Origin of the sequence: Aeromicrobium sp. Root344, from assembly GCF_001425755.1 — a bacterium.
Taxonomy (GTDB): Bacteria; Actinomycetota; Actinomycetes; order Propionibacteriales; family Nocardioidaceae; genus Aeromicrobium.
The window spans coordinates 3233437-3255698 of sequence record NZ_LMDH01000001.1 but is presented as its reverse complement, the minus strand read 5'-3'; the positions used below and the strand labels follow the sequence as shown (position 1 = coordinate 3255698).

Sequence of the window (22262 nt, the reverse complement as noted above, 5' to 3'; positions counted from 1 at the left end):
GTACGTCATTCCGCCGCGTGGGCACGCACGACCAAATTGCCTCGGCAGACACCCCGATTCTGTCAAGATCAGTATGTGAAAACTGCCGCGCGACTGATCACGTCCTACTTGGCGATCTTCATGATCTTCTGGCTGGCTCTCGTCGCCCTCGGCCATGCGGCGGGAACAGTCGAACTGTTCATACTTGTGGGACTGGCCGTCGTTGCGGTCGTCCTCCGCACGCGGAAGGTCCTGCAAACACCTTCGGTGCCGGGCGTCGGACGGTAGAGGGCGACGACGAACCGGCTGTCGCCACCTCGCGAGTGCGCCATTCCGCCGCGGGTGCGCCGCCTTTGGGCCGCCTCGGGCTCAACGTGGCTCCTCCAGATGAGCCCTGAGATGGCCCCACCCTTCACCCCATGCTGGGTGCGCTTGGGCCGCTTTCCTGATACCTGTACGACATCACAGTTGACGAAAGAGGTCTTGGACAAGCGTTCTCGGGAAGCACACGCTGGATGCGGCGATCTACCCGCATCCTCAAGGAGTCCAACATGCTTTCCGGAAATAGAGTTCTCATCGTCGGCGGCACATCAGGAATCGGCCTGGCCGTCGCTCGCGCGGTTCTTGAGCGCGACGCGACGCCCATCGTGGTGTCGCGAAAAGAGGCCAGTGTGCAATCGGCACTCGACCACCTCCCCGGATCCGAAGGTGGTGTCTGTGACCTGACTGACTACGCCCAAGTCTCCGCGTTGGCGACCGCGTACGGACCCATCGATCACTTGGTCTTCACGGCCGGCGAGCCGTTGTCGTTGGTGCCGCTCGCTGACCTGACGAGAGACGTGGTCCAGGACTTCTTCAGCACCCGCTTCTATGGCGCCATCGACGTGGTTCGCGCCATCGCGCCGGCACTGCGGCCTGGCGGATCGATCACCCTCACCACCGGGACCGCCAGTGATCGACCAGGCCCCGGCTGGCTCCTCGGAGCAACCGTGTGCGGCGCGACCGACGCACTGACCCGCACGCTGGCCGTGGAGCTCGCGCCTGTGCGAGTCAACGCGGTCTCCCCCGGAGTCATCCGTAGCCCCCTGTGGGCCGCGCTCGATGACGACGCCAGGCAGGAGTTCTTCGACTCAGCAGCGACCGCGCTGCCGTTGAACCGCGTGGGTGAGGCCGAGGACGTCGCGCTCGCCTATGTGTACGCGATGGAGCAGCAGCACGGCACTGGCGCGATCCTGCGGGTCGACGGCGGAACGGTCTTGGTGTGACACGCGGCAGCGGGCACCTGATCGTTGGTGGGAGCGCACGAGCCGGTCATGACTGGCTCGACCCGGATGTTGTCGCGTGGTCAGCGCCCGAGGGCGAACGAGATGGCCGCCCTCTGCTGATTCAGATGCACGGCTGGAGCTACGACGAGCAGCATCTGTTCCAGTTCCGTGACGATCTCAGCGCAGAGCTGGTCATCGCGTCCCTACGAGCCCCGCACGCCGAGGCCGGGGGCTATGCATGGTTTCCCAGCCGCGGAAACCCCATCGGCGACCCCCAACCCCAGGTGGCAGCACGGGCCGTCAGCGCTGTCCTCGACTGGCTCGACGCGTTGACCTTCAAGCCGAGTTCCATCGGGCTGCTCGGGTTCTCCCAAGGCGGAGCGATGGTGCTGCAGCTGATGAGGACCCGGCCTGAATCGTTCGACTACGGCGTGAACTTGGCGGGGTTCGTCGTCAACGACGTCCAGTCCGGCGACTCCACACTCGCACGCCTCCAGCTGCCCATCTTCTGGGGACGCGGTCAGCAGGACTTCGTCATCCCGCAGAGGGCGATCGAGCGCACACAAGCGTGGATGACGAAGCACAGTCATGCAACGACCCGTGTCTACGAACAACTTGGCCACGATGTCGCTGGCAAGGAGGTGACGGACTTCGCCGCCTTCGTGGCACGCCACCTCACCGCTGGTGAGCGCAAGCGCGATCAGCAACAAGGACGGCGAAGTGAGGCCGACGTCTGACGGCCGGATTCCTCGTATGATTGATACTCTTTGGGTATCGGAGAGGATGACTAATGCCCCAAGACATCGACCTACGCAAGCTGCGATACTTCGTCGCCGTTGCCGAGGAACTCAACTTCGGACGAGCCGCTCAACGGCTTCACATTGCGCAGCCTGTCCTGTCGCGCCAGATCAAGGCGCTGGAGTCCGAGCTCGGCGCCGAGCTGTTCGCACGAGGTCGCCGAGGAACCGACCTGACTCCGGCCGGTGCTCTCCTGCTCGAGGACGGCCGGCCCCTGCTCGCCCAAGCCGGCGCTGTCCGGCGCCGACTGCAGCAGTCCCTCGAGCCGTCGGCCGTTTTCACAGTCGGTTTCATGCCAGGACTGATGGTGACCGGCGTCGTCAAGGCGTTCGAGGAACTCCTGCCTTCCGCTCGGGTCGAGACACTGCGCCTGGACTGGAGCAACCAGACGGAAGTCGTTCGCTCTGGGCAGGTCGATGCGGCGTTCGCCAGGGAACCGCTCGACCACCAAGGCTTGTGGATCGTGCCGATGCTCGAGGAGCCCCGCGACGCAGTCGTCCCAAGCGACCATCCCCTGGCTCAGAAGGAGACGGTCACGATGGGTGAGCTGTCCGCCGAGCGACTCCTTCAAGACCCCGCGGCGGTGCCTGAGTGGGCAGCGCATGACCCCGGTGTCAGACGGCGAGCGATCCAAGCCGGTGCGTACGCCCTCACGGTCGAGGACAAGCTGGAAGGCGTCGCCGCAGGGAAAGGCGTGGTGATCCTGCCGCGGTCTGCGTGCACGTTCTACCGACGTCCTGACGTCACGGTCGTACCAGTGGAGGATCTCTCACCCACACGCGTCTTGCTTGCGATGGATGCTGCCCGACGCCTCGACATTGGCTTGTCGAGCTTTGTCACTGCCGCCGAAACCTCTGCGGGCACGCTCATCTGAACTGCGCAGCAGCCCAATTGTCAGATCGCACGATCCTGTGCCTCGAACGAATGTCGCCGCGGCGCGCCGAGCTCCTCCGTGTCCTCCGCGATCAGGGCGGCAATCCGAGAGTCCGAGTTCTCCCTGTTTTGGCCTGAGTTGGAGGGATTTGCGGTTTGATGGACTTGTGACACCCCCCGATACGAAATACATCGATCGTGAGGGTGCAGGACTCGCATTCCAAGTCTTCGGGACGGGGCCCGGAGAGTTCGTCTACTACGGCAGCGAGATCATGCACCTCGACTTGTTGTGGGCCGACCCCCACACCGAGGCGAATCTGGGTGCCGTGGCGCGCAATGGTCGCATCGCCCTCTTCCAACGGCGCGGATTCGGCTTGTCCGACCGGATCGACTACGTGCCGACGCTCGAGCAGCAGGCCGACGACATCATCGCGGTCATGGATGCCGCCGGAATGCAGCGGGCCGTCATCGGCGCACCTGGAAGCGCTTGTGGTCCGGCAGCGATGGTGGCGGCCCGATACCCCGAGCGCGTCGCCGGCCTGTGCCTCTGGATGCCGTTCCCTCAGGCCATCGACGGGACCTGCGACGACCCGTGGGCCGACGACGACGAGGTCGCCGCGATGGCGGAGGTGGTCCACAACATCGCGCACAACTGGGGCAGCGGGCGGACCATGGACATGTGGAACGCGGAGATGCGGTCCACCAACAACCGTCGGTTGATGGCCATGCTGGAGCGCAGCTCGATGTCGCCGACCGAGGCCCGCGCGCACTGGGGCTGGTCCGCCGGACTCGACTTCACCCACCTCCTGCCGGCGATACAGGCACCGACCCGGGTGCTGATCCAGGACGGCGGCATCTGCCCGTTGTCCTGGACCGAGCCGATGGTCGCGCAGATGCCGAACGCCACCCTGCATGTGATGCCGGCACCGGCGCCAGGCTCCTCGATCGGTGAGGCGTACTACCCCGTGGTCATGCACCTCCTCGAGCTCGCGTTGGGGCCCAAGAGGGCGGCCGAGGACAACCGCTTCTTCGGCACGGTCCTCTTCACCGACCTGGTCTCATCGACCGAGTTGCTGGCCAAGGTCGGCGATCAGGAGTACCAGCGGTTGAGGTCCGTCCACGAACACGCGGTGAAGGCCGCGGTGTCCGACGCCGACGGCCAGGTGCTCGACTTCAGCGGAGACGGATCTCTGAGCCTGCTCGACATGCCGGGCGTCGCCGTCCACTGTGCCGAACGCATCGCACGAGAGGCGAGTGCTGCCGGCATCGGAGTCCGGTGCGGTGTGCACGCCGGGGAGCTGCAACGGGAGCTGGGCCGCGTCACTGGGCTGAACGTCCACGTCGGGGCACGAGTCATGGCTGCCGCGGGAGCCGGCGAGGTGTACGTCTCGCGGACGGTACGCGATCTGGTGATCGGCTCAGGGCTGGAGTTCGAGCGGGTGGGTGAGAGAGAACTGAAGGGGGTCCCCGGCATGTGGGAGCTCTACCGGTTCCACGAGGCACGTGGCCCTCGAAGCATTCCACTCACTGGGTCTCCCCAGACCTCGATGGACAAGGTCGCCGTGCAGGCCGCTCGCCGCGCACCCCGCCTGATGCGAGCGATGGCCAGGTTCGCGAATGCGACCGATCGGGGAGCCCGCGTCCCATGACGTCGGGGATCACCCGCCTCAAGCGTTCTGTCGAGGTGACGAACAGCGGACGACGGACACTTCACATGGGGTCCGGGGAACCTCTGGTGCTACTGCACATGGGTGCAAACCCGTGGAGCAAGTGGCAGCCCGTGCTCCGGCATCTCGCGGACAAGTTCGAGATCATTGCGCCGACCCTCGCGGGCTGGGAAGGCGGGAACCCGCTGGCCGGTCCGATCACCTTGGACGACCTGACCCGCGGGGTCGCCGAGGAGATGGACCGTGCGGGGTTCCAGTCCGCGCACATCATCGGTTGCTCTCTCGGTGGCCTCGCTGCCCTTGGCGTCGCGAGGGAGGGCAGGGCGCGCAGTGCACTCGCCATATGCCCTGCTGGCGGCTCGAACCAGGAGCAGACCCAGCGACTCGTGAAGCATTTCGACATGCTCAACAATCTGTCGTTGCCACAGCGCCTGCTCGTGCCGGTCGTGCTCTCGTCCGCGCGCATGAGGCGAGTCGCGCTACGAGCAGTGCTCGAGGACGGCGGCCGGATCTCAGCTCGACAAGCCATCCAGATTCGCAGGAACAGCGCGAAGGGCGACTGGGCCAACCTGCTTCCGGGATTCTCCGCCTTTCGGCTCGAGTCAACGCCTGAGGCGCCTGTGCCATTCATGCTGGCCTGGGGCGAGAAGGACCGCTTCACGCCGATGGTCCACGAGCAGCCTCTGTGGCTCGAGGCTGTCCCGCACGCCGAGTCCCACGTCCTGTCGGGGGTCGGCCACCTACCGATGTTCGACGACCCCGAACAGACCGGACTGCTGATGCGGGGCTGGCTGGATCGTCAGGTGGCGGCGGCCGGGATCACCTCCGGCGGGCAATCGGACTAGCCTGCCTCAGCACAAGCACGCCCTAAGGGAGCATGCGCTCGCCCAGGATGTCCCGTCCTTGGACCTTGCCCATGACCCAATGCGGCTTCTGCCCTGGCTTGTCGAAGTTCAGGTCGTACGCGTCCTGGACCAACCCTCCGACATGGCTGATCAAGAAGAAGGCGACCGGATGGTCAAACCCGTAGGTGTCGAACACGGTGAGGGATTCACCTGTACCGCGGGCAGGATCCTTCGCTGCCCGGGCTCTTATCGCATTGAGCTTCGCCGATCTATCGAAGTCCTCGAGCTCACTGCCGAGCAGGGTGCGGATTTCGGCTTCGGATCGATCGATGAGGAGCGGGGCCAGGGGGTCGAACCCGGACCAACCGCCCTCGATGTTCCTGATGTGCTCGCGATCCCCGCTGAGCTCAATCTCGCCCACCATGCGGCGAGTGGCAGGCCCCCAGGAACGAATCAATTCGCTCATGTAGGTCTCGCACGATTGACCTTGTTGGCGTTCGTACAACGTGACCGATTCCGTGGCAGTGAGAGCGCAAGCCGTTCGTCCGTCTCCTGCTGCAAGCGCGGCGTAGTAGCGCGCGATCAACGAATCCAAAGACCTCGCTGGCGCCACAGCTTTCGGTTCGTCGTCCCCTCCGCAACCACCGACACCAACAAGAACGAGAAGTGCGACGCCCATGGCCACAACCCGTCGAGCTGACAGCCGTCTGGCGACCGGCGCTCGGCTCGAGATCCGGATTCGGGACACGCCGTCATCGTAGACCGACACCGCCACACCCAGCGTTCCGCAGCCCACGCACCGGCACATCGTCCGGCCCAGTCCATGAGGTGATCGACCGTGAGAGAATCCGCCAGTGAAACGCCGGAGGCTCACGTCCTACTTTCGCAAGCACCCACACGTCGCTGTTGCCGTGGTTCTGGCGATGGGAGTGTCCGGCCTTGCGCTGGATTTCTTCCGGCTTCGTGCCGTACGAATGGATTGGCAGACAACGCGGTGGGTTGAGACGATCGCCGTCTCGGCCGCACTGGGAATCGTCATTCTGCCGATCTTCGCCCTCGTGTTGCGACCGTCGCTAGATCGGCAGGACCTTGAACAAGGGAGTTTGGACACTCTCTCTGTCGTCGTCTTGTTGACTCTGATGATTCCGTTCTCGGCTTCACACAACCGTTTCGGAGACGACTCCATCGGCAGCCTGTTCAAGGTCGGACTGGTGGTCTTCTCAGACCTCTACTTCGTGGCCGCAGTGCTAGGCACATTCTGGCTGATTCGTCGACGTCACGAGGTCGCTGGGTGACACAGTGTTGGGATGGCCGAACCATTCTTTGAGTTCCTGCCGCAACTCCGGCGTCGGCCCGCGATGTTCGTCCCGCGAGCCACCTTCCATGGAGTTTGTTGCTATATCCAGGGATACGAGCAGGGCAACGATCACAAGTTCCTGCGCGACTTCAGCGATTGGCTGATAGACCGGGGCAATACGCGATCAGAATTGGCGTGGCCCTGGATGGTTCTCTGCGAGCTCTACCCAAAGGATCGACTGCCGACGATGCAGCGGTTCGACGAGAGGCAGGACGCTGAAGCGTTGTCCAAGCTCTTCGATCTGCTCGACGAATACATCCTGCTCCTTCGTAGGGCTTTACCAGGCACGGCGGCCTGCGAGTGATCGTTTGTGTGTTCATCCATGGTTGGTGCTCACATGAGCGCTGCTCCTTGGACGCGTCGTTCCACCGGATGTCGTTCTGTCCGGTGCTCGGGCTCAACCGCGCTGTGCCAGTTCTAGGCTCTGGGTATGCCGTATGACGCCAGCGCTCAGGCACTTCGACCGCTCCTGCAAACGTTTTGGTCGAGCCAAGGCTGGAAGCAGCCGCCGCAGTTTCCGAGTACGGCGGAGTATGAGGGAGCCATCGAGGCCGGGGTCATGTTCCGCGACACCGCCATCGTGGACCACGACGAGTGGGTTTCTCGAGCGCGAGCCGCCGCGAGCCGCATCGACATCGCCGAGATTGGCGACGCATTCCTAGCGAGCCTAGAGTCGCGTCGGCTCGACCTTCGCTCCGCTCTCGGCTCGTACGCCGTCGCTCGCCATCTGCCATCCCATGAATTCACGCCCGACGCGAGGGGCCGAGCCTGCAGGGTCTGCGGGCTCTTCGAGGACCAAGAGGAGGACCTCAACGTCCTGAATTTCGAGCGGTTCAAATGGGGCGGGGTGCGACGTGACGATGTCGCCTACTTGGCTTTCGACCTGGAGCAATTCGAGAATGCGCCAAGAGTGCCGCTCACGGAGGCGGGCAAGAACGCAGGTCGGCACATGGTGACGACCCTGCGCTCGGCGGCGGCTGATGACACCGCAACCAAAGTCGCGCCACGTCTGAAATCGTTTGCGGGCAACAAGGCCGAGCGCGAGGTGACAGTCGACATCCTCGGAGTTTGTGGTGTCCTTCGAGCGGCCAAGCAGAGCAGTTGCAAAGACGACTTTGTTCCGTACGACAGTCGTCCCTCACCTGACCATCACTTCGTCGAACGCGCATACCCAGTCTGCTGGTGGCGGGGTAGCGATGGGGTGGACACGGCCGCCCTCACCGAGTTCCTCCCCGCGATTTCTGAAGGCGTACGCGCCGGCCCGAGGTAGTGGGCGGCTAGCTGCCCGCGAGCTGAGCGACGACCGGGGCCACGGTGTCCGCGGAGTTGGAGCCGATGACCACGTAGGTCGCGCCGATCTCCTCGCGGCATCGCTGCAGCTCCTCCACCGCCGCGGCGGGGTCAGCGGGCAGGATCGCCAGCGAGTCCGCTGCACGGAGTTCGGCAGGGTCCGTGTCGGGGCCGGCCATGAACGGGGCGACATCGTCCCCGACGACTGAGACGTGCAGAGCGACGGGTACGTCACGCACAGCTCGAAGTTCTCGCGCCATCTGCACCACCTCGTCCCGGGTGCTACCCGGTGACATCACGAACGTGACCATGTCGGCAATCTCGGCGGCGAGCGCGCGTGCCTTAGGCCCCCGCACGGCCATCACGACCGGCGTATGCCTGTCCGGGCCGTCGTACGTGCGCAGCAAGGCAACCGTGTCCTGGATGCTCGTCAGTCGTTCACCCGGCGAGAGCACTGGCAGACCGAGTTCTCGCAGCAGGTCGTCGAGCCCGGGTCTGCCGGTCCCGATACCAAGGTCGAACCGTCCGTCGGTCAGCTCCGACAACGAGTGCGCCTCCCACGCCAGAGTCGAGGCAGGACGCAGCGGAGAGGCATAGACCCACGTCCCCACCCGAATGTCTGCGAGACTCGCGGCCACCGCCAACGCCGGTCCGGGGGCCGGCTGCCACCCGGGTACGTCAGGCATCAGCAGCGTCGAGTAGCCGAGGTCGGCAATTCGTCGCACCTCATCTCGCCACTTGGCCGGACTGTCTAGGACGGGGGTCACCACCCCGAATCGAAACGGCGCGCCAGAAGAGGTCATCTATGAGTCTCCTGGCCGTCGGCGGCGCGCGGCGCAACTGGCCGAAGGGCACGGACGAAGTCGCAGGCGAGCACGACTTGCACCCTACAAAGCACCCGCGCGCCTGTGAAGGTTCAGCTGGCCCGTCGCCGGCCGGTACCGTCGTGCCGTGCCCAGAATGCCGCTGCCAGGTCGCACCCTGAATCGATCCCTCCTCGCTCCAGACGGCGCGCCTGTCGTCCTGATCGAGTCGCTTGACGTCGCCGCTGGCCAACGCGTCACGTTCTCCGTCATCTCCGTCGGTGAGCGGTGGCGGCAAGGCCTGTTCATTGCTACCGAGGGTGCGGTCCGGATCGGAGACGAGGAGCGCGACCAGTGGATCGTCTGGACCGACTCCGCCCCTCCGCAGGTCGATGTTGAGATCGTCAAGACTGACGGGAAGCTGGTGTTCTACAACATCTGGGACTCCGGCCGATCGAAAGGCCGTGAGTCCCAGAGCCACACCTCGGGGATGTATCTGGAGGTCCACGACGACGGCGTACGGCGGTACGCGTGCAACGACATCGGATTCGACCCCGACTTCACCAGTCTGGTCTTTGACGTCGAACTGCATCGGTAGTCGCGTTCAACTGGATCAAGGAAGTCGCTCAACGGCGGACGGCGTACCGGATGTGGGTCGCTTCCGGGGTGTCGATCACGTGGCGGATCTCGAGCTCGAGAAGCCCCGGCAAGACGTCGAAGAGGCGGCGACCGTCTCCTAGCAGGACGGGGATCTGGTGGATCTGGATCTCGTCGAGCACCCCCGCCTCAAGGGCCCGCTGTGCCACGTTGGCGCCACGGACCTGGACATTCTTGTCGGCGGCGGCAGCCTTGGCCTGCGCCATGGCGCTCTCGATGCCGTCGGAGACGTACGTGACCAACGGGTAGCCCCAGCGGGCAGCCGGAGGAGGCGGGCGATGGCTCGGCACGAAGATGGGAAGCCCGCCGTGCGAACCACCCCAGTGATCCATGAGCTCCGCAGTCCGGCGGCCGGCAAGGATCGCCCCTGCCGCGTTCCACTCGTCCTCGAACTGCTGGACCGGTCGCGAGGGATCCCGCGAATCGGCCCACGCGTGCAGCCGCTCCCCATCCTCACCACCGAGGTAGTCGTTGGCGTCGGCGACAAAGCCGTCGACCGAGACAGACATGTCGAGCACCGAGAGTGACATGGTTCCTCCTTGATTCGCTTCCGGTCGGCGCGACCGTGGTGGTGCGCCTCTGTCATCACCACGAACGGGAGGACCCCGATACGACACCGCGCCGAGCCGCACCCATGCCGCAAAGGTCGTACGCGTCCGTCGCCCCCGTGAGAGGGTCCGAGGGTGACGGAGCACCCACCGCGTCGAGGCAGTCGGATCCAGGCGGCCGCGACGGCATGGGGACTGACGGTTGCCACGGCCGTGCTGTACGCGGTCTGGCTCCAAGGCCTGCCCGCAGCGAGCGACGAGCTCGAGTTCTACGGCTGGGCCGCAGGCATCTCACTGGCGCCGTCACTTCTCGCTGCGTTCACCCTCAGTCGGTTCCGCACCCTCGTGCTCGCTGCGCTGGCCGCTCCGGCTACTGGCTTCGCCGTTGCGTACTGCTTGGCGCTGCTCACCTATGGTTCGGGCGCGGAGGACGGGACCGTCTGGCGCGGCATCGGCGGCGCCATCCTGGGGGTCGTGTCGACGATCTGGACGTGGATCGTGGTGCGGCTCCAGCTCTCCAGGCCCGGGCACCCACGAGCGTCGTGACGTCAACGCAGGGCCACGGAACGCGGCCCGGTGAATGGCGAATAGCTGGTGGGATCCTCCCCGTCGACGTCGCGGCAGGTCGGTGCGAAGATGACGCAATGACCGAGGTTTCGCGGTTCTACGGTGGCTCGGGTGGTCTCGTGGCGGCCATCAGCTCTGCCCTGGATGCGGCCGGCATCGATCGTGCAGCGCTCAGACCGCTCGACCTCGCTCCGGTCGATGAGTTCCACATTCGCGGCCGTGCGGCAACCTTGGAGATCGTCGAGGCCCTGGGCCTGAGTGCCAGCTCTCATGTGCTCGACCTCGGCAGTGGTTTGGGCGGTCCGGCGCGGACACTGGCGGAGGTGACCGGGTGCATGGTCACCGGCGTCGACCTCACCTCCGAATTCTGCGAGGTGGCGACGGCACTCTCGGAGTGGACGGGCCTGTCCGACCGGACGCGCTTCCAGGTCGGGGACGCCACGGACACCGGTCTGCCTGACGGCGCTGTCGACGCGGCGCTGACCGTCCATGTGGCGATGAACATCTCCGACAAGCATGCGCTTTACGCCGAGGCGTTCCGTGTGCTCAGACCCGGCGGCAGATTCGTCGCGTACGACGTGCTGCAGGGTGAGGGCGGCGACGTCAGATATCCGGTGCCGTGGGCCAACGACCCGTCGACGAGCTTCCTCGCAACCCCGGAAGACATGCGCGAGCTGCTCCACGAAGCCGGCTTCGAGATCATCTCTGAAGTCGATTCCTCCGACGAGAGCCTCGTGTGGTTCCAGCAGATGCGAGCCCGGATCGAACGAGACGGGCCACCGCCAGTCACGTTCTCGGCCTTCCTCGGCGAGGCATTCGGGCCGATGGCCGCCAATCAGGTGGCCAATCTCGCCGAGAGGCGCATCCGCACTGTCATGTTCGCCTGCGCGCGACCAGCCTGACCACCCTCACTCCGCCGGCCTCTGCCTCGCTAGAGGCCGGTCTCATAGGCGTCCCGGGTGATCTCGTACTCGACCTCACCGTGCTCCGCACCGGGGATCGACTCGCTCGAGGCGAACGCGCGAGCGAACGTGAGACCGGCGCTGGACATGGTGGCCCGTGAAGCAGTGTTGACAGCGAGCGTCTGCGCGAAGATCCGGGTCAGCCTGAGCTCTTCGAATCCGTGGCGGATGAGCTCGCGCGAGCCTTCGCTGGCGTAGCCGAGGCGCCAGTGCTTCCGCAACAGGCGGTAGCCGAGCTCCGCCTCTCCCTCGACCTCTGGCTGGTCTGGCCCGTGCGGCGGCTGGAGGATCCACCACCCGATGAATTCACCGTCGACGAATCCGACCCAGAATCCCAGGCCCGGAACCTTCTGCGCGGCGCGAAGTCGGCGCTCGTGCGCCTCCTGCGTCTGGGCGCGCGAGCGGGCCGCCCCACCGAGATGGCGCATCACCTCCGGATCGGAGTCCAGTTCGACCTCGAGCTCGAAGTGCTCATCATCGAGGGGCACCAGGACGATCCGTGCTGTCGTGAGTGTCCGCTGTGTCATGGACACATTGTCGCCAACGACTCAACTCCAACAATTCTCCAATCGGTACGCCCTAGCGTCCGTGGTGGTGTCGTCCCACTCCCAGGAGAACCCATGAAGCTCACCCGCCGTTCCGTCGCCACTGCCGGCATCGCCCTCACCGTCGCGCTCACCCTCGGTGCGTGCGGCGGCAGCGACGACCCGAAGAGCGATCCTGCGCCGACGAAGTCGAGCGCCAAGCCGTCACCCAGCGCGTCGGCCTCAACACCGACCGTGGCGGACTACATCAAGCAGTCCGGCGCCACCGAGACGGCCCTGACCCGCGAGGACAGCGACGGCGTCACGGTCGACCTGCCGGTGCCCGACGGCTGGGAGACGACCAAGGACTACGGGGACGCCGGTTCGTACGGCGCGATCGTCTACAAGGGCGCAGCCGACCCGGCGAACCCGCCACACGTGCTGGCGCTGTTCTCCAAGCTCGAGGGCAACGTCGAGGCCGCCAAGATCCTCGAGTACGCCCCGCAGGAGCTGAAGAACCTCGAGGGCTTCAAGGAGCTGTCGCCGGCCAGCCCGAGCAAGCTGGGTGGCTATGACGCCGTGCAGTACGGCGGGACGGTCGACGTCAAGGGCACGCCGATGCTGATCGCGCAGAAGACCGTGGTGGTGCCGGCTGCGTCCGGCGGCCTCTACGTCCTGCAGCTCAATGCGTACGCGACGCAGGACGAGGTCGACGTCCTGACCGCCGTCATGAACGACATCGACAGCTCGACGACCATCTCGTGATGATGGGTGCGAGGCGGCAGACCACCGCAATCCTCGTGGCGGCCACACTGTTGCTGCTGACGGCGTGTGGTGGCGGTTCGGACGAGAAGGGGACGTCCAAGCCGCCGAGGACCGCTGTGAGCTCGGTGAAGATCGACGGCGATCGTTCGGCGCCCGTCAACAAGCTCGCGATCAAGGCCATCGCAGATCTGCAGGACTACTGGACTGCTGAGTTCCCGAAGCTGTACGGATCGAAGTACAAGCCGGTCAAGGGCGGCCTGTATGCCTCGACCGAGCAGTCCACCAAGGGTCCCGAGTGCGCGAACAGCTATTCGGACGTGCAGGGCAATGCCTTCTACTGCAAGCTGGACGACTCGGTGGCGTGGGACGCGCAGGACCTGTTGCCGTCCTTGCAGAAGAAGTACGGCGACTTCGTCATCCCGGTCGTGCTCGCGCACGAGTGGGGGCACGCGATGCAACAGCGCGCAGGGTTCTTCGACGCCAACAAGCTGACGGTGTCCTCTGAGCTGCAGGCCGACTGCTTCGCCGGCGCATGGTCCGCCCATGCGGCCAAGGCGAAGATCTTCAAGGTCACCGCCGGCGACCTCGACACGGCCCTCGCCGGGATCCTCGACCTGCGCGACAACCCGGGCACCGAAGCCACCGACGCCTCGGCGCACGGCAGCGGTTTCGACCGGGTCAGCGCCTTCCAGGACGGGTTCGACAGCGGCCCGACCAAGTGCAAGACCTATCACGACGGAGATCCCGTGGTGCTCGAGCTGCCGTTCAGCACGCAGGAGGACGCCGACCGCGGGGGCGACGCTCCGTACGACGAGATCGTCAACAAGGTTCCGTACGACATCGAGGACTTCTTCTCCCAGCTCTACCCGGGAATCTCCGGCGGCAAGGCCTGGAAGCCGTTGACCGACTTCAAGCCGTACGACCCGGCGAACCCGCCGACCTGCAACGGCGAGTCGACCGCGGGATTCTCGCTCTTCTACTGTGTGCCCGAGGACTACATCGGCTTCGACAACGTCGACACGATGCCCGAGATCTACCGCCAGGGCGGCGACTACGCGGTCGCGACGCTGCTGACGACGCAGTGGGGGCTGGCAACCTTGGCGCGACTGGGTGACACCTCGGACGAGAAGACGGCAACGCTCAAGAGCGACTGCTTCGCCGGCGGCTACACGGCCAGCGTGATCCTGCACAACCGGGCCAAGACCAGCAGCTACAGCATCTCCCCCGGCGACCTCGACGAAGGCATCAAGGCACTGCTGGTGTTCCGCGGCGACGGCGACGCCGAACGACAGGGTGCCGGCTACGGCCGGGTCGAGGCATTCCGTCAAGGCGTCATCGACGGCGCCAACAGCTGCCTGGACCTCAAGGCGAAGAAGTGAGCACGTCGCGGCGGTTGGCGATCATCTGGTCCCAGGCTCGCTCGCCCGTCGCCGCGGCGACACGCTCGGCCTGGGCGAGCAGCGAGAGGGCGGTCTCCCGGCGACCGTGATGGCTCTCGATGTCGGCGAGCAGGCAGCGCAGCAACGACGTCGCGGCGGTCGTGCCGTCGATCGTGTACGCCTCGAACGCTCCCTCGGCCTCGGGCCCGTGGTCGAGGGCACTGCCCTGCAGCGTCTGCGCCCACAGACCGACGATCTGCGCCACAGCAGCCCACTGGTCGCTGCCGGCAGCCCGGAACGCCTTGTCGACCTCGGCCGCGCGCTCGGCCGTACCGTCGGTGATCCCCAGGATCGCGTCGATCTCGATCTCGGCCACGCTGTTGACCACGACACTGAAGACGTCGCCGCGGCTCTGCGTCAGCTCGATCGCTTCGGCGAGGTAGCCACGAGCAGCCGTCTCGTCGCCGCGCGTCGCCTCGCCGATCGCCATCCAGCACAGCGCCCGCGGGTGGAAGAAGTGGAGGGGGTCGGTGACCGTCTCAGGCGCCGGGAAGGTCACCATCATGTGTCTTCCGGCAGCGATGAGTTGATCGACGTCGCCGCGAAGCACCGAGAGCATGATCTCGGTGAGGTCGCCCACCTCGCCGACGTCCCGCGCACCCGATGACTCGTACTCCTCACGTAGACCGCGAGCGATCGGCTCAGCCTCGTCGAGGCGTCCGGTGCCGCACAGCATCATGCAGTGCATCGCGACCGCGCTGTAGTAGCCCCGCCCCTTGGACGACTGACCGATCTCGAACGCCCGCCGGATCGCGATGCCGGCTGCCTCGTCGGTCTGGCCGTCCAGGATCGTCCTCGCGCTGGCCAGATGAAGCCACAGCATCGCCTCGCGCTCCAACTCCTCCGGGGTGGCCGTGAGACGGGCACAGACCTGGACGGCTCGCTCGGCGAGGTCTGCGACGTCGGCATAGCGCGATCGACCAAGCGCCCTCTGGACGACCGCATCGATGATCCGCACTGCGGTCTCGGCGTCGAGCTCGGCCCCCGCACGCCAGGCATGATCCGCCAGCGCCACAGCTCGCTCGTACTCGGTGGTCGCCACCGAGGTCGCGCCGAGTCGCGCGATCTTGGCGTGCACGGTCGTACGGCTGGCGACGTCCTGCCGAGCCAGCAAGGCGTCACGCACCAGGCCGTGGCTGAAGCGGTAGTCCCCCGGCCGGTCACCGACCTCGTCGAGCAGACCTGCGAGATAGGCAGGAGCGAGGTCCTCGTGCACCTGCGAGACGGGGATGTCGAGGACGTCAGCGAGTGCTGCGACGTCGATCTCAGCTCCCATCACGGCAGCCGTGCCGAGCAACCTGCGGGTCCCGTCGGCCAGGTCGCCCAGACGGCGGTCCAGGACGCCCACGACCGTACGTGACACGGGAGCGTCGTGCCCCGACTCCGCGATCGTCCGCGCGACCTCCTGGAGGTACAACGGATTCCCGCCCGTCTCGCGCCACATCGTGTCCGCGGTCTGTGGGCCGACCTCGGCGCCGATGATGGATGCGACCAGCTCGCTGGCCGGCCCCGGGTCAAGGCCGGTGAGGTGCATCGATCCCGGGCCCGCGGAACGCAGGGTGCGGTCGAAGGCTTCACGGCTCACCGGCCGCCCGTCGCCGTAGAACGTCCAGGTCGCGACGACACTGACCGGGAGGTGGGGGAACTGTGCGACCAGCAGGATCAACACGTCGTACGTCTCGTCGTCCGCGTGCTGGAGGTCGTCGAGGACCAGCAGCACCGGCGCGTGCGATGCCAAGGATCGAAGAGCGGTGACCACGCCCTCGACGAGTGCGAAGCCCGTCGCGGGGAGCCGGCCGGCGGCGGGCGCCTCGTCCCACTCCGGGACGAGCGCGTCGACGACGCCGGGCGCGTCACGGATCACGGCCCGACGCGCGTCCGGGCCCAGCTGCTCGCCCAGCTGCCGCAGCACCTGGATCCACGTCCACAGTGCGGGCAGACGGACACCCTCGGGATGAGCCGCCCATGCCACAGGCCGTCCCGTGGCCTGGGCCGACGTGAATGCGGCCTGCGCGAGAACCGTCTTGCCGATGCCGCTCTCACCCGTGATCATCGTCAGCCCGACGCTCACCTCGCGAAGTGCGTCCAGCTCGCTGTCGCGGCCAACGATGCGGTGAGCAGCCACTGTCTCTCGGGTGGTGCGTTCAGATGTCGGGCGCAGCTCGGGATCGTGGGCCTGGACCTTCGCCAGCAGCGCCCGCAGCCCCTCACCCGGCCGGCCGCCGACCTCGCGATCCAGGACCTCCCGGACGCGGTCATACGCGTGCAGGGCGTCGGCATGGCGACCGGACCGGTGCAGGGCCAGCATCAGGTGCCCCCACAATCTTTCCTGCAGCGGGCTGGTCGCGACGGCTGCTTCGAGCTCGGGGACCAGCTCGGCATCCAGGCCGAGCTGGAGCGACGCGTCGAACCATGCCTCCTGTGCCGTGTCGTGCAGTGACGCCAGCCGAACGGATTCCCCGCGAACGAAGTCAGCGTCGGCAAGGTCCCCGTACGGCGCTCCCACCCACCACGAGAGGGCGGTCCCGAGCTGCTCGGCGGCCGTGCGTACGTCCTGGTGCACGAGAGCCTCCCGCCCGGAGGACGCGAGCCGCTCGAACTCGAGGAGGTCGACAGAGTCGCCGTCCACGAGATCGAGCCGGTATCCGAGCGGACCCGAGACGAGTCGCTCCACGCCTTCGCGATGCAGCACGCGGCGGAGGTTGGTGACGTACGACCTGACTGAGACCGGCGCCTTGGCCGGCGGGGCGTCACCCCACACCGCGTCCACGACCTGGTCGATCGTGACGACTGTGCCGAGCCGGGACAGGAGCACCGCGAGCACCCGCCGCTGCTTGGGTCCGCCGACCGCGACCGACGTGCCGTCGACCAGGACCGTGACGCCTCCCGACAGGCGGTAGTGGACAGACCCGGGAGCTGAGGTCGCACGGTGCACGTGCCGATTGTGCCGCACCTGTCCGCTTTGCGAGCCGAATCGCGCGAGTCAGCGACACTTCCTCCCAGGATCGACGCGCGTCGGTTGCGTTGCCGGGCCCGCACCTCGCAGACTCGTCGGATGTTGCCAGCCTCGATCCCACGCCTGGTGAACCCGCCGTGCACGCTGCGCCCGTTTGAGGCTCGCGATGCAGAAGTCGTCACCTCGGCGGCGTACGACCCACTGATCCCACTGATCACGACGGTTCCTGCCGACGGCTCCCCAGCTGACGTCGACGCGTACATCCAGAGGCAGCACGAGCGGCTCAGCTGGGGCGCCGGCTATTCGTTCGCGATCGCTGACTCGGAGACTGACGAGGCCGTTGGGCAGATCGGACTGTGGACGCACGAGATCGAGACTGGTCGAGCCACGACTGGCTACTGGATCGCACCTGGCCTTCGCCGTCGGGGCTACGCCCGAGCCGCATTGCAAGCGCTGACTGCGTGGGCGCTCGAGCTTGACGAGGTCGAGCGACTGCACCTGTTCGTCGAGCCCTGGAACGAGGGTTCATGGCGGGCAGCCGAGGCCTGCGGCTTCGAACGAGAAGGACTCCTTCGTGGATGGCAGAAGGTGGGCGACGAGCGCAAGGACATGTATGTCTACGGCGTGCTCGCGGCCGACCGAGGCTCGTAGAACGCCTCGATGACGCCGTCCGGGAACGTCCGCGACGACTGCAGCGTGAGCGAGAGCGGCTCGATGTCGTCATGGGCGAGCCGCACTCCGTTGCCCTGGATGAGGGGAACCAGCACCAGCCCGACCTCGTCAACGGCACCGATCTCGTGGAACGCCTGGATGGTGCTCGGACCACCGATGAGGTGGACGTCTCCAGTCACGCCGGCGGTCTCCATGGCTTCGACGAGATCGGCGGCGCTCGACGCGGTCTGTACGTCCTCGGGCGTGTTGTCAGGCAGGGCGGATGACGTGAGCACGAACACCGGCTGGGTCCACGGCCAGTCTGGCGCTTCGAGCGCGGGCACGAACGTCGTGCGGCCCATGACCACCGCCTCGCAGGTCGACAGGAACTCGGGTAGGCCGTAGGCGGTCCGTCCGGGGAATCCCGGAAGCAGGAGCTGCACTGGCCGGCCGTCAGGCGTCGAGACAAACCCATCGAGGGTGACAAACGTGTAGGTGCGTATGCGCACAAGACTCTCCTTTGACTGCCGCATGCAGCGCCGTTGAACGAGCTATGTCTGCAGGCTAGATCACTACGCGCAACCGATCCTGAATGCCGCCGACACCAGCGCTGTCGGCGATAGCATCACTCGCTACGCACGCTCACGCCTTTTGCTCGCGCAGCCGGTGTCGTATTCGTCGTCGCCCGTTCGTGGAGTCTGTGAGAAGCGGCCCACCGGGTCGCCATACGATCACCGAACCGCCGGCCGGCGGACGAGAAGGAGTCACGATGAGCAAGACCAGGGTGTTGGTATCGGGAGCGAGCATCGCGGGTCCGGCGTTGGCCCATTGGCTGCACCGCCGGGGCGCTGAGGTGACGGTCGTCGAGCAGTCCCCCGGCCTGCGCCCGGGCGGCCAGGCGGTCGACGCGCGCGGCGTTGCCAAGGAGGTCATCCGCCGTATGGGGCTCCACGCGAAGGTGCGCGCGGTCTGCACCGACACCGCGGGGGCGTACGTCGTGGACGCGGACGGCCAGGTGCTGGACACCCATCGCGCGGAGGAGAACGACGGCGACGGCTACATCTCGGAGATCGAGGTGCTGCGCGGTGACTTCGCGCAGGTGCTCTACGACGACACGCGCGACGGTGTCGAGTACGTCTTCGGTGACCGGATCGCCGACCTCACCCAGGACGCCGACGGAGTCGACGTCACCTTCGCCAGCGGCGAGCAGCGCCGTTTCGAGCTGGTCATCGGTGCCGACGGGTTGCACTCGGCGCTGCGCGGCATGGTCTTCGGCCCCCGAGAGCAGTTCGTCCGGCATCTGGGGCTGGTGCTCGCGTTCTACACGGTTCCCAACGAGTTCGGGCTGGATCGCTGGCTCATCGACTACCACCAGGCTGGGCGTTCCGCAGGCCTGCGACCGGTCCACGACGCCGAACGGGCGATCGCGATGCTCTCGTTCCCCTCCCCCGAGTTCGACATCGACTACCGCGACATCGAGGGCCAGAAGCGGCTGCTGCGTGAACAGATGGCCGGCGTCGCCTGGGAGACCGAGCGCATCCTTGCCCACCTCGACAGCACCCCGGACTTCTATCTCGACCATGTCGCGCAGGTGGTGATGGACCAGTGGTCCAGCGGCAGGGTCGGGCTGCTCGGCGATGCCGCCTTCAGCGCGTCGCCGATGTCCGGTGCCGGCACCGGTCTGGCGCTGGTCGGCGCCTACACGCTGGCCGGCGAGCTCGCCGCTGCCGACTGGGACCCCGCGGCCGGGTTCGCCGGCTACGAGGCGCGCATGCGGACGTACGTCGAGGACAACCAGGAGATCGGCCGGATGCACGTCAAGATGCTGACCGCGGACCCGGACGGCGAGCCGGCGCCGGAGCCCGACATGGAGGCGCTCATGGCGCTGGTCGAGCGCGCTGTCGGCGGGCCCGAGCTGCCCGACTACGCAGGCGTCCCGGACTCCGGGCCGACCGCGTAGTCGAGTGGCGTCCCGCTCGGAGAGGTCACGCCAGGTAGCCACCGAGGGCATCGAGCAGCCCGAGCGTGCCGGCTTCCCGCTGGGGCGCGTCGGCCCAGAACTGGTCGAAGAAGACGCCGTGCTCGATGTGCGTGAATCGGGTGCCCTCGTCGATCGGCTCGAACTCGAGCGACGCCACCGATGTCGACATGTGGATCCCGTCGAGCCACATGTCGTACGTCGTGACGATGCGGGCGTGCTCGACGATGTCGGTGTACGTCGCCTCGTAGCGGGAGACGGGTCCGTCGTGGAACTTCCCCTCGGCGACATCGCGGCCGCCGACGCGGAAGTCGAACACCCACGCGCGATGCTCCATGGCGTCGCCTGCGCCCCACCAGCTCAGCTTCTCCTGCTCGTCGGCGAAGGCGTCCCAGACGCGATTGACGGGAGCCGGGTAGTCGCGAGTCAGGGTGAAGTCGGAGCGCGCCAGTCGGCGTTCGATCGTCATGCAGCGTCCTTTCGGTTGAGGTTGACGTGGATCGTGCCGCTCTCGGCCACTTCCGACGCCACCGTGTGGGTGGCTTCGATGCCGGCGAGGTCGTCCCAGATCCGGTGCCCCTTGCCGAGGAAGATCGGAGCGACCATCAGGTGGAGGTCGTCGACCAGGCCGGCACGGAGGAAGTCGCGCGCCGTGCGGTATCCCCCGCCGATGCGTACGTCCAGTCCCCCAGCGGCCTCGGTCGCCTCGGCGAGGACGTCCTCGATCGCGGCGCTGCGGAAGTGGAACGTCGTGCCGCCCTCCATCGGGATCGACGGGCGCGGTGCGGTGTGGGTCAGGACGTAGACCGGCGTGCTGAACGGCGGCCTGTCACCCCACCATCCCTTCCAGTCCGGGTCGTCAGGGTACGAGTGCAGCCCGAACATTGCCGCACCCATGATCTCGGCGCCGACCCCGTCCGCGAACGCCGCGGCGTATCGTTCGTCGAGTCCCGTGGTGCCCTCGCCGCTGGTGTCGCCGAAGACGTTCTTGCGGAACGTACGCGTCGCCGCGTATGCCTCGGTGAGACGTCCCCAGTCGGCACCCATCGGGTCCTCGGCGGTCTGGTCGGCGGGCGTGTAGCCGTCGAGCGAGGTGAACAGGTCCATACGTACGCGGGTCATCGGTTTCCCTTCGGGGTGGTGCGGGTCAGGTGGAGGCCAAGCCGGTCGGCCTGGTGTTCTGCTGGGGTGCGTTGCTGTCCGAGCCACAGGTGGAGCACGTCGAGGGCGCCCGGTCGCAGGCTCACGGTGCGGACGCGCCCGTGCTTCTGCGACGTGACCACGCCGGCGTCCTCGAGCACGCGCAGGTGCTGCATGAGCGACGGCAGCGCCATCGAGAACGGCTCCGCCAGCTCGGACACGACTGCCGGTGACTTCGCCAACCGCTCCACGACGGCGCGACGCGTCGGATCCGCGAGCGCGCGGAGCACGAGGTCGAGCTGGTCGTAATACTTAGGCATGCACCTAACTATTGTGTACGAACCGGCGCTTCGTCAACCGGGCTCGCCTTGGGCGTTGCTGCAGAATCGTTCCGTGAGTGAGCGCCACGGGGACCAGCCGGTCAAGATCCTGCTGATGAACGAGTACGGCGGCGGGATGCCGCTGTGGGACGACGGCTGCCAGACCGACGGCGAAGAGCTCGGACTCAGCGACGAGCTCCGGGCGGACCTGCAGGCGTTCTCGACGCGTTGGGAGTCGTCGATCTCTCCCGATGTCTTCGATGACCGCTGGGACGGCAACTGGCTCATGAGCCGCGCGACGTCGGCGAAATACACACTCAAACGCCTGATCAACCCCGGGTCTCGGCGGGCAGCCGTCGCCGAGGACGCCGCGATGCGCAGGATCGGTGAGGCGCTTCGCGACCGCCTGCAGGCCGAGCTGGGCGACGGCTACGTCGTGACGTTCCGCCACTACTGACCTCGGTGGATCAGTTGATGATCTCGCCGCGTTCGTCTTCGAGGATCGCTGCCAGGCGGTCGCGCCAGGCTTGGAGCGCTTCCGGGGTCAGGCGAGTCCAGTCGTGCACCTCACCGACGATCATGAGCGGTTCGGTGCTGCGATAGGACCGGGTGGGATTGCCCGGGAACTTCTTGTCGGTCACGTTCGGGTCGTTCTCGAACGATCCGGTCGGCTCGACGGCATACACCCGGGGTTCCCCGTCGCCGGCCGCGATCTCGGCGGCGAGGCCGGCACCGTCGACCAACGCGGTGAAGTAGATGTGGTTCATCACGATCTCGGGGCGGTAGTTGGACCGGAAGCCCGCTGTCAGCAGGTCTCCCACCTGCAGATCGGCCTTGGTGCCATGGAAGAACGGACCCTCGTCAAGCACGTCACTCAT

27 protein-coding genes are annotated in these 22262 nt (G+C 66.7%); 17 read left to right on the top strand and 10 right to left on the bottom strand.

All coding sequences use genetic code 11. The features are described 5' to 3' along the window. Positions 1–75: 75 nt before the first annotated feature. The 6 genes from ASC61_RS16040 (at position 76) to ASC61_RS16015 (ending at position 5427) form a co-directional block, all read left to right on the top strand. Positions 76–267 (top strand): hypothetical protein, encoded by a 192-nt coding sequence (locus ASC61_RS16040; protein WP_056213560.1) that lies wholly within the window; start codon positions 76–78, stop codon positions 265–267. A gap of 227 nt (positions 268–494) precedes the next feature. Then, the gene (locus tag ASC61_RS16035; protein WP_200935473.1) at positions 495–1244 is read left to right on the top strand and encodes an SDR family oxidoreductase; all 750 of its coding nucleotides are present in this window, start codon (positions 495–497) and stop codon (positions 1242–1244) included. Further along, positions 1241–1981, top strand: coding sequence for an alpha/beta hydrolase (locus ASC61_RS16030; RefSeq protein WP_200935472.1), 741 nt, complete (start codon positions 1241–1243; stop codon positions 1979–1981). Before ASC61_RS16035 ends, ASC61_RS16030 begins: the two co-directional genes overlap by 4 nt. A 53-nt stretch (positions 1982–2034) precedes the next feature. Further along, the gene (locus tag ASC61_RS20425; protein WP_056213554.1) at positions 2035–2916 is read left to right on the top strand and encodes a LysR family transcriptional regulator; all 882 of its coding nucleotides are present in this window, start codon (positions 2035–2037) and stop codon (positions 2914–2916) included. A 166-nt stretch (positions 2917–3082) separates the two neighbouring features. Beyond that, the gene (locus tag ASC61_RS16020) at positions 3083–4564 is read left to right on the top strand and encodes an adenylate/guanylate cyclase domain-containing protein (protein ID WP_056213553.1); all 1482 of its coding nucleotides are present in this window, start codon (positions 3083–3085) and stop codon (positions 4562–4564) included. Then, positions 4561–5427 carry an alpha/beta fold hydrolase gene (locus tag ASC61_RS16015; protein WP_082530718.1) on the top strand — a complete coding sequence of 289 codons (867 nt, stop codon included), beginning with the start codon at positions 4561–4563 and terminating at the stop codon, positions 5425–5427. Before ASC61_RS16020 ends, ASC61_RS16015 begins: the two co-directional genes overlap by 4 nt. A gap of 22 nt (positions 5428–5449) precedes the next feature. On the opposite strand, the gene ASC61_RS19815 is transcribed toward ASC61_RS16015, so the two are convergent. Beyond that, positions 5450–6106, bottom strand: coding sequence for a hypothetical protein (locus tag ASC61_RS19815; protein ID WP_157439525.1), 657 nt, complete (start codon positions 6104–6106; stop codon positions 5450–5452). A gap of 175 nt (positions 6107–6281) precedes the next feature. Between ASC61_RS19815 and ASC61_RS16005 the strand changes: the two genes are divergently transcribed. From ASC61_RS16005 to ASC61_RS15995, 3 genes are all read left to right on the top strand, one after another. Beyond that, positions 6282–6722 (top strand): hypothetical protein, encoded by a 441-nt coding sequence (locus ASC61_RS16005; protein WP_056213549.1) that lies wholly within the window; start codon positions 6282–6284, stop codon positions 6720–6722. Positions 6723–6734: 12 nt separating this feature from the next. Continuing rightward, positions 6735–7088, top strand: coding sequence for a hypothetical protein (locus ASC61_RS16000; protein ID WP_056213547.1), 354 nt, complete (start codon positions 6735–6737; stop codon positions 7086–7088). 126 nt (positions 7089–7214) lie between these two features. Continuing rightward, a complete protein-coding gene (locus ASC61_RS15995; RefSeq protein WP_056213545.1) occupies positions 7215–8054 on the top strand; it encodes a hypothetical protein in 840 nt (279 codons plus the stop codon). Positions 8055–8061: 7 nt separating this feature from the next. Here ASC61_RS15995 and ASC61_RS15990 read toward each other — a convergent pair whose 3' ends face one another. After that, a complete protein-coding gene (locus ASC61_RS15990) occupies positions 8062–8877 on the bottom strand; it encodes an LLM class flavin-dependent oxidoreductase (RefSeq protein ID WP_056213543.1) in 816 nt (271 codons plus the stop codon). A gap of 148 nt (positions 8878–9025) precedes the next feature. On the opposite strand from ASC61_RS15990, the gene ASC61_RS15985 reads away from it, so the two are divergent. After that, on the top strand, positions 9026–9475 hold the full coding sequence (locus tag ASC61_RS15985; protein ID WP_157439524.1) for a hypothetical protein: 450 nt from the start codon (positions 9026–9028) through the stop codon (positions 9473–9475). A 28-nt stretch (positions 9476–9503) separates the two neighbouring features. Here ASC61_RS15985 and ASC61_RS15980 read toward each other — a convergent pair whose 3' ends face one another. Next, complete coding sequence (locus tag ASC61_RS15980; protein WP_056213540.1) at positions 9504–10064, bottom strand: dihydrofolate reductase family protein; 561 nt, start codon at positions 10062–10064, stop codon at positions 9504–9506. Positions 10065–10217: 153 nt separating this feature from the next. Here ASC61_RS15980 and ASC61_RS15975 point away from each other — a divergent pair, with 153 nt between their 5' ends. Both ASC61_RS15975 and ASC61_RS15970 read left to right on the top strand, forming a co-directional pair. Further along, positions 10218–10628, top strand: coding sequence for a hypothetical protein (locus tag ASC61_RS15975; protein WP_157439523.1), 411 nt, complete (start codon positions 10218–10220; stop codon positions 10626–10628). 140 nt (positions 10629–10768) lie between these two features. After that, entirely contained in the window at positions 10769–11551 is a 783-nt protein-coding gene (locus tag ASC61_RS15970; protein ID WP_235503570.1) for a class I SAM-dependent methyltransferase, read from the top strand. A 29-nt stretch (positions 11552–11580) separates the two neighbouring features. On the opposite strand, the gene ASC61_RS15965 is transcribed toward ASC61_RS15970, so the two are convergent. Continuing rightward, positions 11581–12138, bottom strand: coding sequence for a GNAT family N-acetyltransferase (locus ASC61_RS15965; protein ID WP_056213537.1), 558 nt, complete (start codon positions 12136–12138; stop codon positions 11581–11583). A gap of 93 nt (positions 12139–12231) precedes the next feature. Here ASC61_RS15965 and ASC61_RS19480 point away from each other — a divergent pair, with 93 nt between their 5' ends. Together ASC61_RS19480 and ASC61_RS15955 are read left to right on the top strand one after the other, a co-directional pair. After that, positions 12232–12900, top strand: coding sequence for an LpqN/LpqT family lipoprotein (locus ASC61_RS19480; protein WP_056213536.1), 669 nt, complete (start codon positions 12232–12234; stop codon positions 12898–12900). Further along, a complete protein-coding gene (locus ASC61_RS15955) occupies positions 12900–14279 on the top strand; it encodes a neutral zinc metallopeptidase (RefSeq protein WP_200935471.1) in 1380 nt (459 codons plus the stop codon). The genes ASC61_RS19480 and ASC61_RS15955 overlap by 1 nt, the downstream gene beginning before the upstream one ends. Here the strand turns inward: ASC61_RS15955 and ASC61_RS15950 are convergent. Then, entirely contained in the window at positions 14263–17274 is a 3012-nt protein-coding gene (locus ASC61_RS15950) for a BTAD domain-containing putative transcriptional regulator (RefSeq protein ID WP_056213533.1), read from the bottom strand. The genes ASC61_RS15955 and ASC61_RS15950 overlap by 17 nt on opposite strands. Positions 17275–17394: 120 nt before the next feature. Between ASC61_RS15950 and ASC61_RS15945 the strand changes: the two genes are divergently transcribed. Then, positions 17395–17946, top strand: a complete 552-nt coding sequence (locus tag ASC61_RS15945; protein WP_056213531.1) for a GNAT family N-acetyltransferase — start codon at positions 17395–17397, stop codon at positions 17944–17946. On the opposite strand, the gene ASC61_RS15940 is transcribed toward ASC61_RS15945, so the two are convergent. Next, positions 17913–18455, bottom strand: a complete 543-nt coding sequence (locus ASC61_RS15940) for a dihydrofolate reductase family protein (protein WP_162243682.1) — start codon at positions 18453–18455, stop codon at positions 17913–17915. The two genes, ASC61_RS15945 and ASC61_RS15940, sit on opposite strands and share 34 nt — an antisense overlap. A 260-nt stretch (positions 18456–18715) precedes the next feature. Between ASC61_RS15940 and ASC61_RS15935 the strand changes: the two genes are divergently transcribed. Continuing rightward, entirely contained in the window at positions 18716–19906 is a 1191-nt protein-coding gene (locus ASC61_RS15935) for an FAD-dependent monooxygenase (protein WP_056213528.1), read from the top strand. A gap of 25 nt (positions 19907–19931) precedes the next feature. On the opposite strand, the gene ASC61_RS15930 is transcribed toward ASC61_RS15935, so the two are convergent. From ASC61_RS15930 to ASC61_RS15920, 3 genes are read right to left on the bottom strand one after another with little or no spacing between them, the layout of a single operon-like run. Beyond that, complete coding sequence (locus ASC61_RS15930; protein ID WP_056213526.1) at positions 19932–20393, bottom strand: SRPBCC domain-containing protein; 462 nt, start codon at positions 20391–20393, stop codon at positions 19932–19934. Then, positions 20390–21046 (bottom strand): dihydrofolate reductase family protein, encoded by a 657-nt coding sequence (locus tag ASC61_RS15925; protein WP_056213525.1) that lies wholly within the window; start codon positions 21044–21046, stop codon positions 20390–20392. The genes ASC61_RS15930 and ASC61_RS15925 overlap by 4 nt, the downstream gene beginning before the upstream one ends. After that, positions 21043–21384 (bottom strand): ArsR/SmtB family transcription factor, encoded by a 342-nt coding sequence (locus tag ASC61_RS15920; protein WP_056213523.1) that lies wholly within the window; start codon positions 21382–21384, stop codon positions 21043–21045. Before ASC61_RS15920 ends, ASC61_RS15925 begins: the two co-directional genes overlap by 4 nt. Positions 21385–21457: 73 nt before the next feature. Between ASC61_RS15920 and ASC61_RS15915 the strand changes: the two genes are divergently transcribed. Continuing rightward, the gene (locus tag ASC61_RS15915) at positions 21458–21841 is read left to right on the top strand and encodes a hypothetical protein (protein WP_056213521.1); all 384 of its coding nucleotides are present in this window, start codon (positions 21458–21460) and stop codon (positions 21839–21841) included. A 10-nt stretch (positions 21842–21851) separates the two neighbouring features. Here ASC61_RS15915 and arr read toward each other — a convergent pair whose 3' ends face one another. Then, entirely contained in the window at positions 21852–22262 is a 411-nt protein-coding gene (gene arr / locus ASC61_RS15910; protein WP_056213519.1) for an NAD(+)--rifampin ADP-ribosyltransferase, read from the bottom strand.

Coding starts and splice junctions, on each gene's coding strand:
- ASC61_RS15990 (WP_056213543.1), bottom strand. CDS start 8,877: ATGACCTCTTCTGGCGCGCCGTTTCGATTCGGGGTGGTGACCCCCGTC.
- ASC61_RS15965 (WP_056213537.1), bottom strand. CDS start 12,138: ATGACACAGCGGACACTCACGACAGCACGGATCGTCCTGGTGCCCCTC.
- ASC61_RS19480 (WP_056213536.1), top strand. CDS start 12,232: ATGAAGCTCACCCGCCGTTCCGTCGCCACTGCCGGCATCGCCCTCACC.
- ASC61_RS19815 (WP_157439525.1), bottom strand. CDS start 6,106: ATGGGCGTCGCACTTCTCGTTCTTGTTGGTGTCGGTGGTTGCGGAGGG.
- ASC61_RS16035 (WP_200935473.1), top strand. CDS start 495: ATGCGGCGATCTACCCGCATCCTCAAGGAGTCCAACATGCTTTCCGGA.
- ASC61_RS15930 (WP_056213526.1), bottom strand. CDS start 20,393: ATGACGATCGAACGCCGACTGGCGCGCTCCGACTTCACCCTGACTCGC.
- ASC61_RS15995 (WP_056213545.1), top strand. CDS start 7,215: ATGCCGTATGACGCCAGCGCTCAGGCACTTCGACCGCTCCTGCAAACG.
- ASC61_RS15955 (WP_200935471.1), top strand. CDS start 12,900: ATGATGGGTGCGAGGCGGCAGACCACCGCAATCCTCGTGGCGGCCACA.
- ASC61_RS15920 (WP_056213523.1), bottom strand. CDS start 21,384: ATGCCTAAGTATTACGACCAGCTCGACCTCGTGCTCCGCGCGCTCGCG.
- ASC61_RS20425 (WP_056213554.1), top strand. CDS start 2,035: ATGCCCCAAGACATCGACCTACGCAAGCTGCGATACTTCGTCGCCGTT.
- ASC61_RS15935 (WP_056213528.1), top strand. CDS start 18,716: ATGAGCAAGACCAGGGTGTTGGTATCGGGAGCGAGCATCGCGGGTCCG.
- ASC61_RS16015 (WP_082530718.1), top strand. CDS start 4,561: ATGACGTCGGGGATCACCCGCCTCAAGCGTTCTGTCGAGGTGACGAAC.
- ASC61_RS15925 (WP_056213525.1), bottom strand. CDS start 21,046: ATGACCCGCGTACGTATGGACCTGTTCACCTCGCTCGACGGCTACACG.
- ASC61_RS16000 (WP_056213547.1), top strand. CDS start 6,735: ATGGCCGAACCATTCTTTGAGTTCCTGCCGCAACTCCGGCGTCGGCCC.
- ASC61_RS15945 (WP_056213531.1), top strand. CDS start 17,395: ATGTTGCCAGCCTCGATCCCACGCCTGGTGAACCCGCCGTGCACGCTG.
- arr (WP_056213519.1), bottom strand. CDS start 22,262: ATGAGTGACGTGCTTGACGAGGGTCCGTTCTTCCATGGCACCAAGGCC.
- ASC61_RS15980 (WP_056213540.1), bottom strand. CDS start 10,064: ATGTCACTCTCGGTGCTCGACATGTCTGTCTCGGTCGACGGCTTTGTC.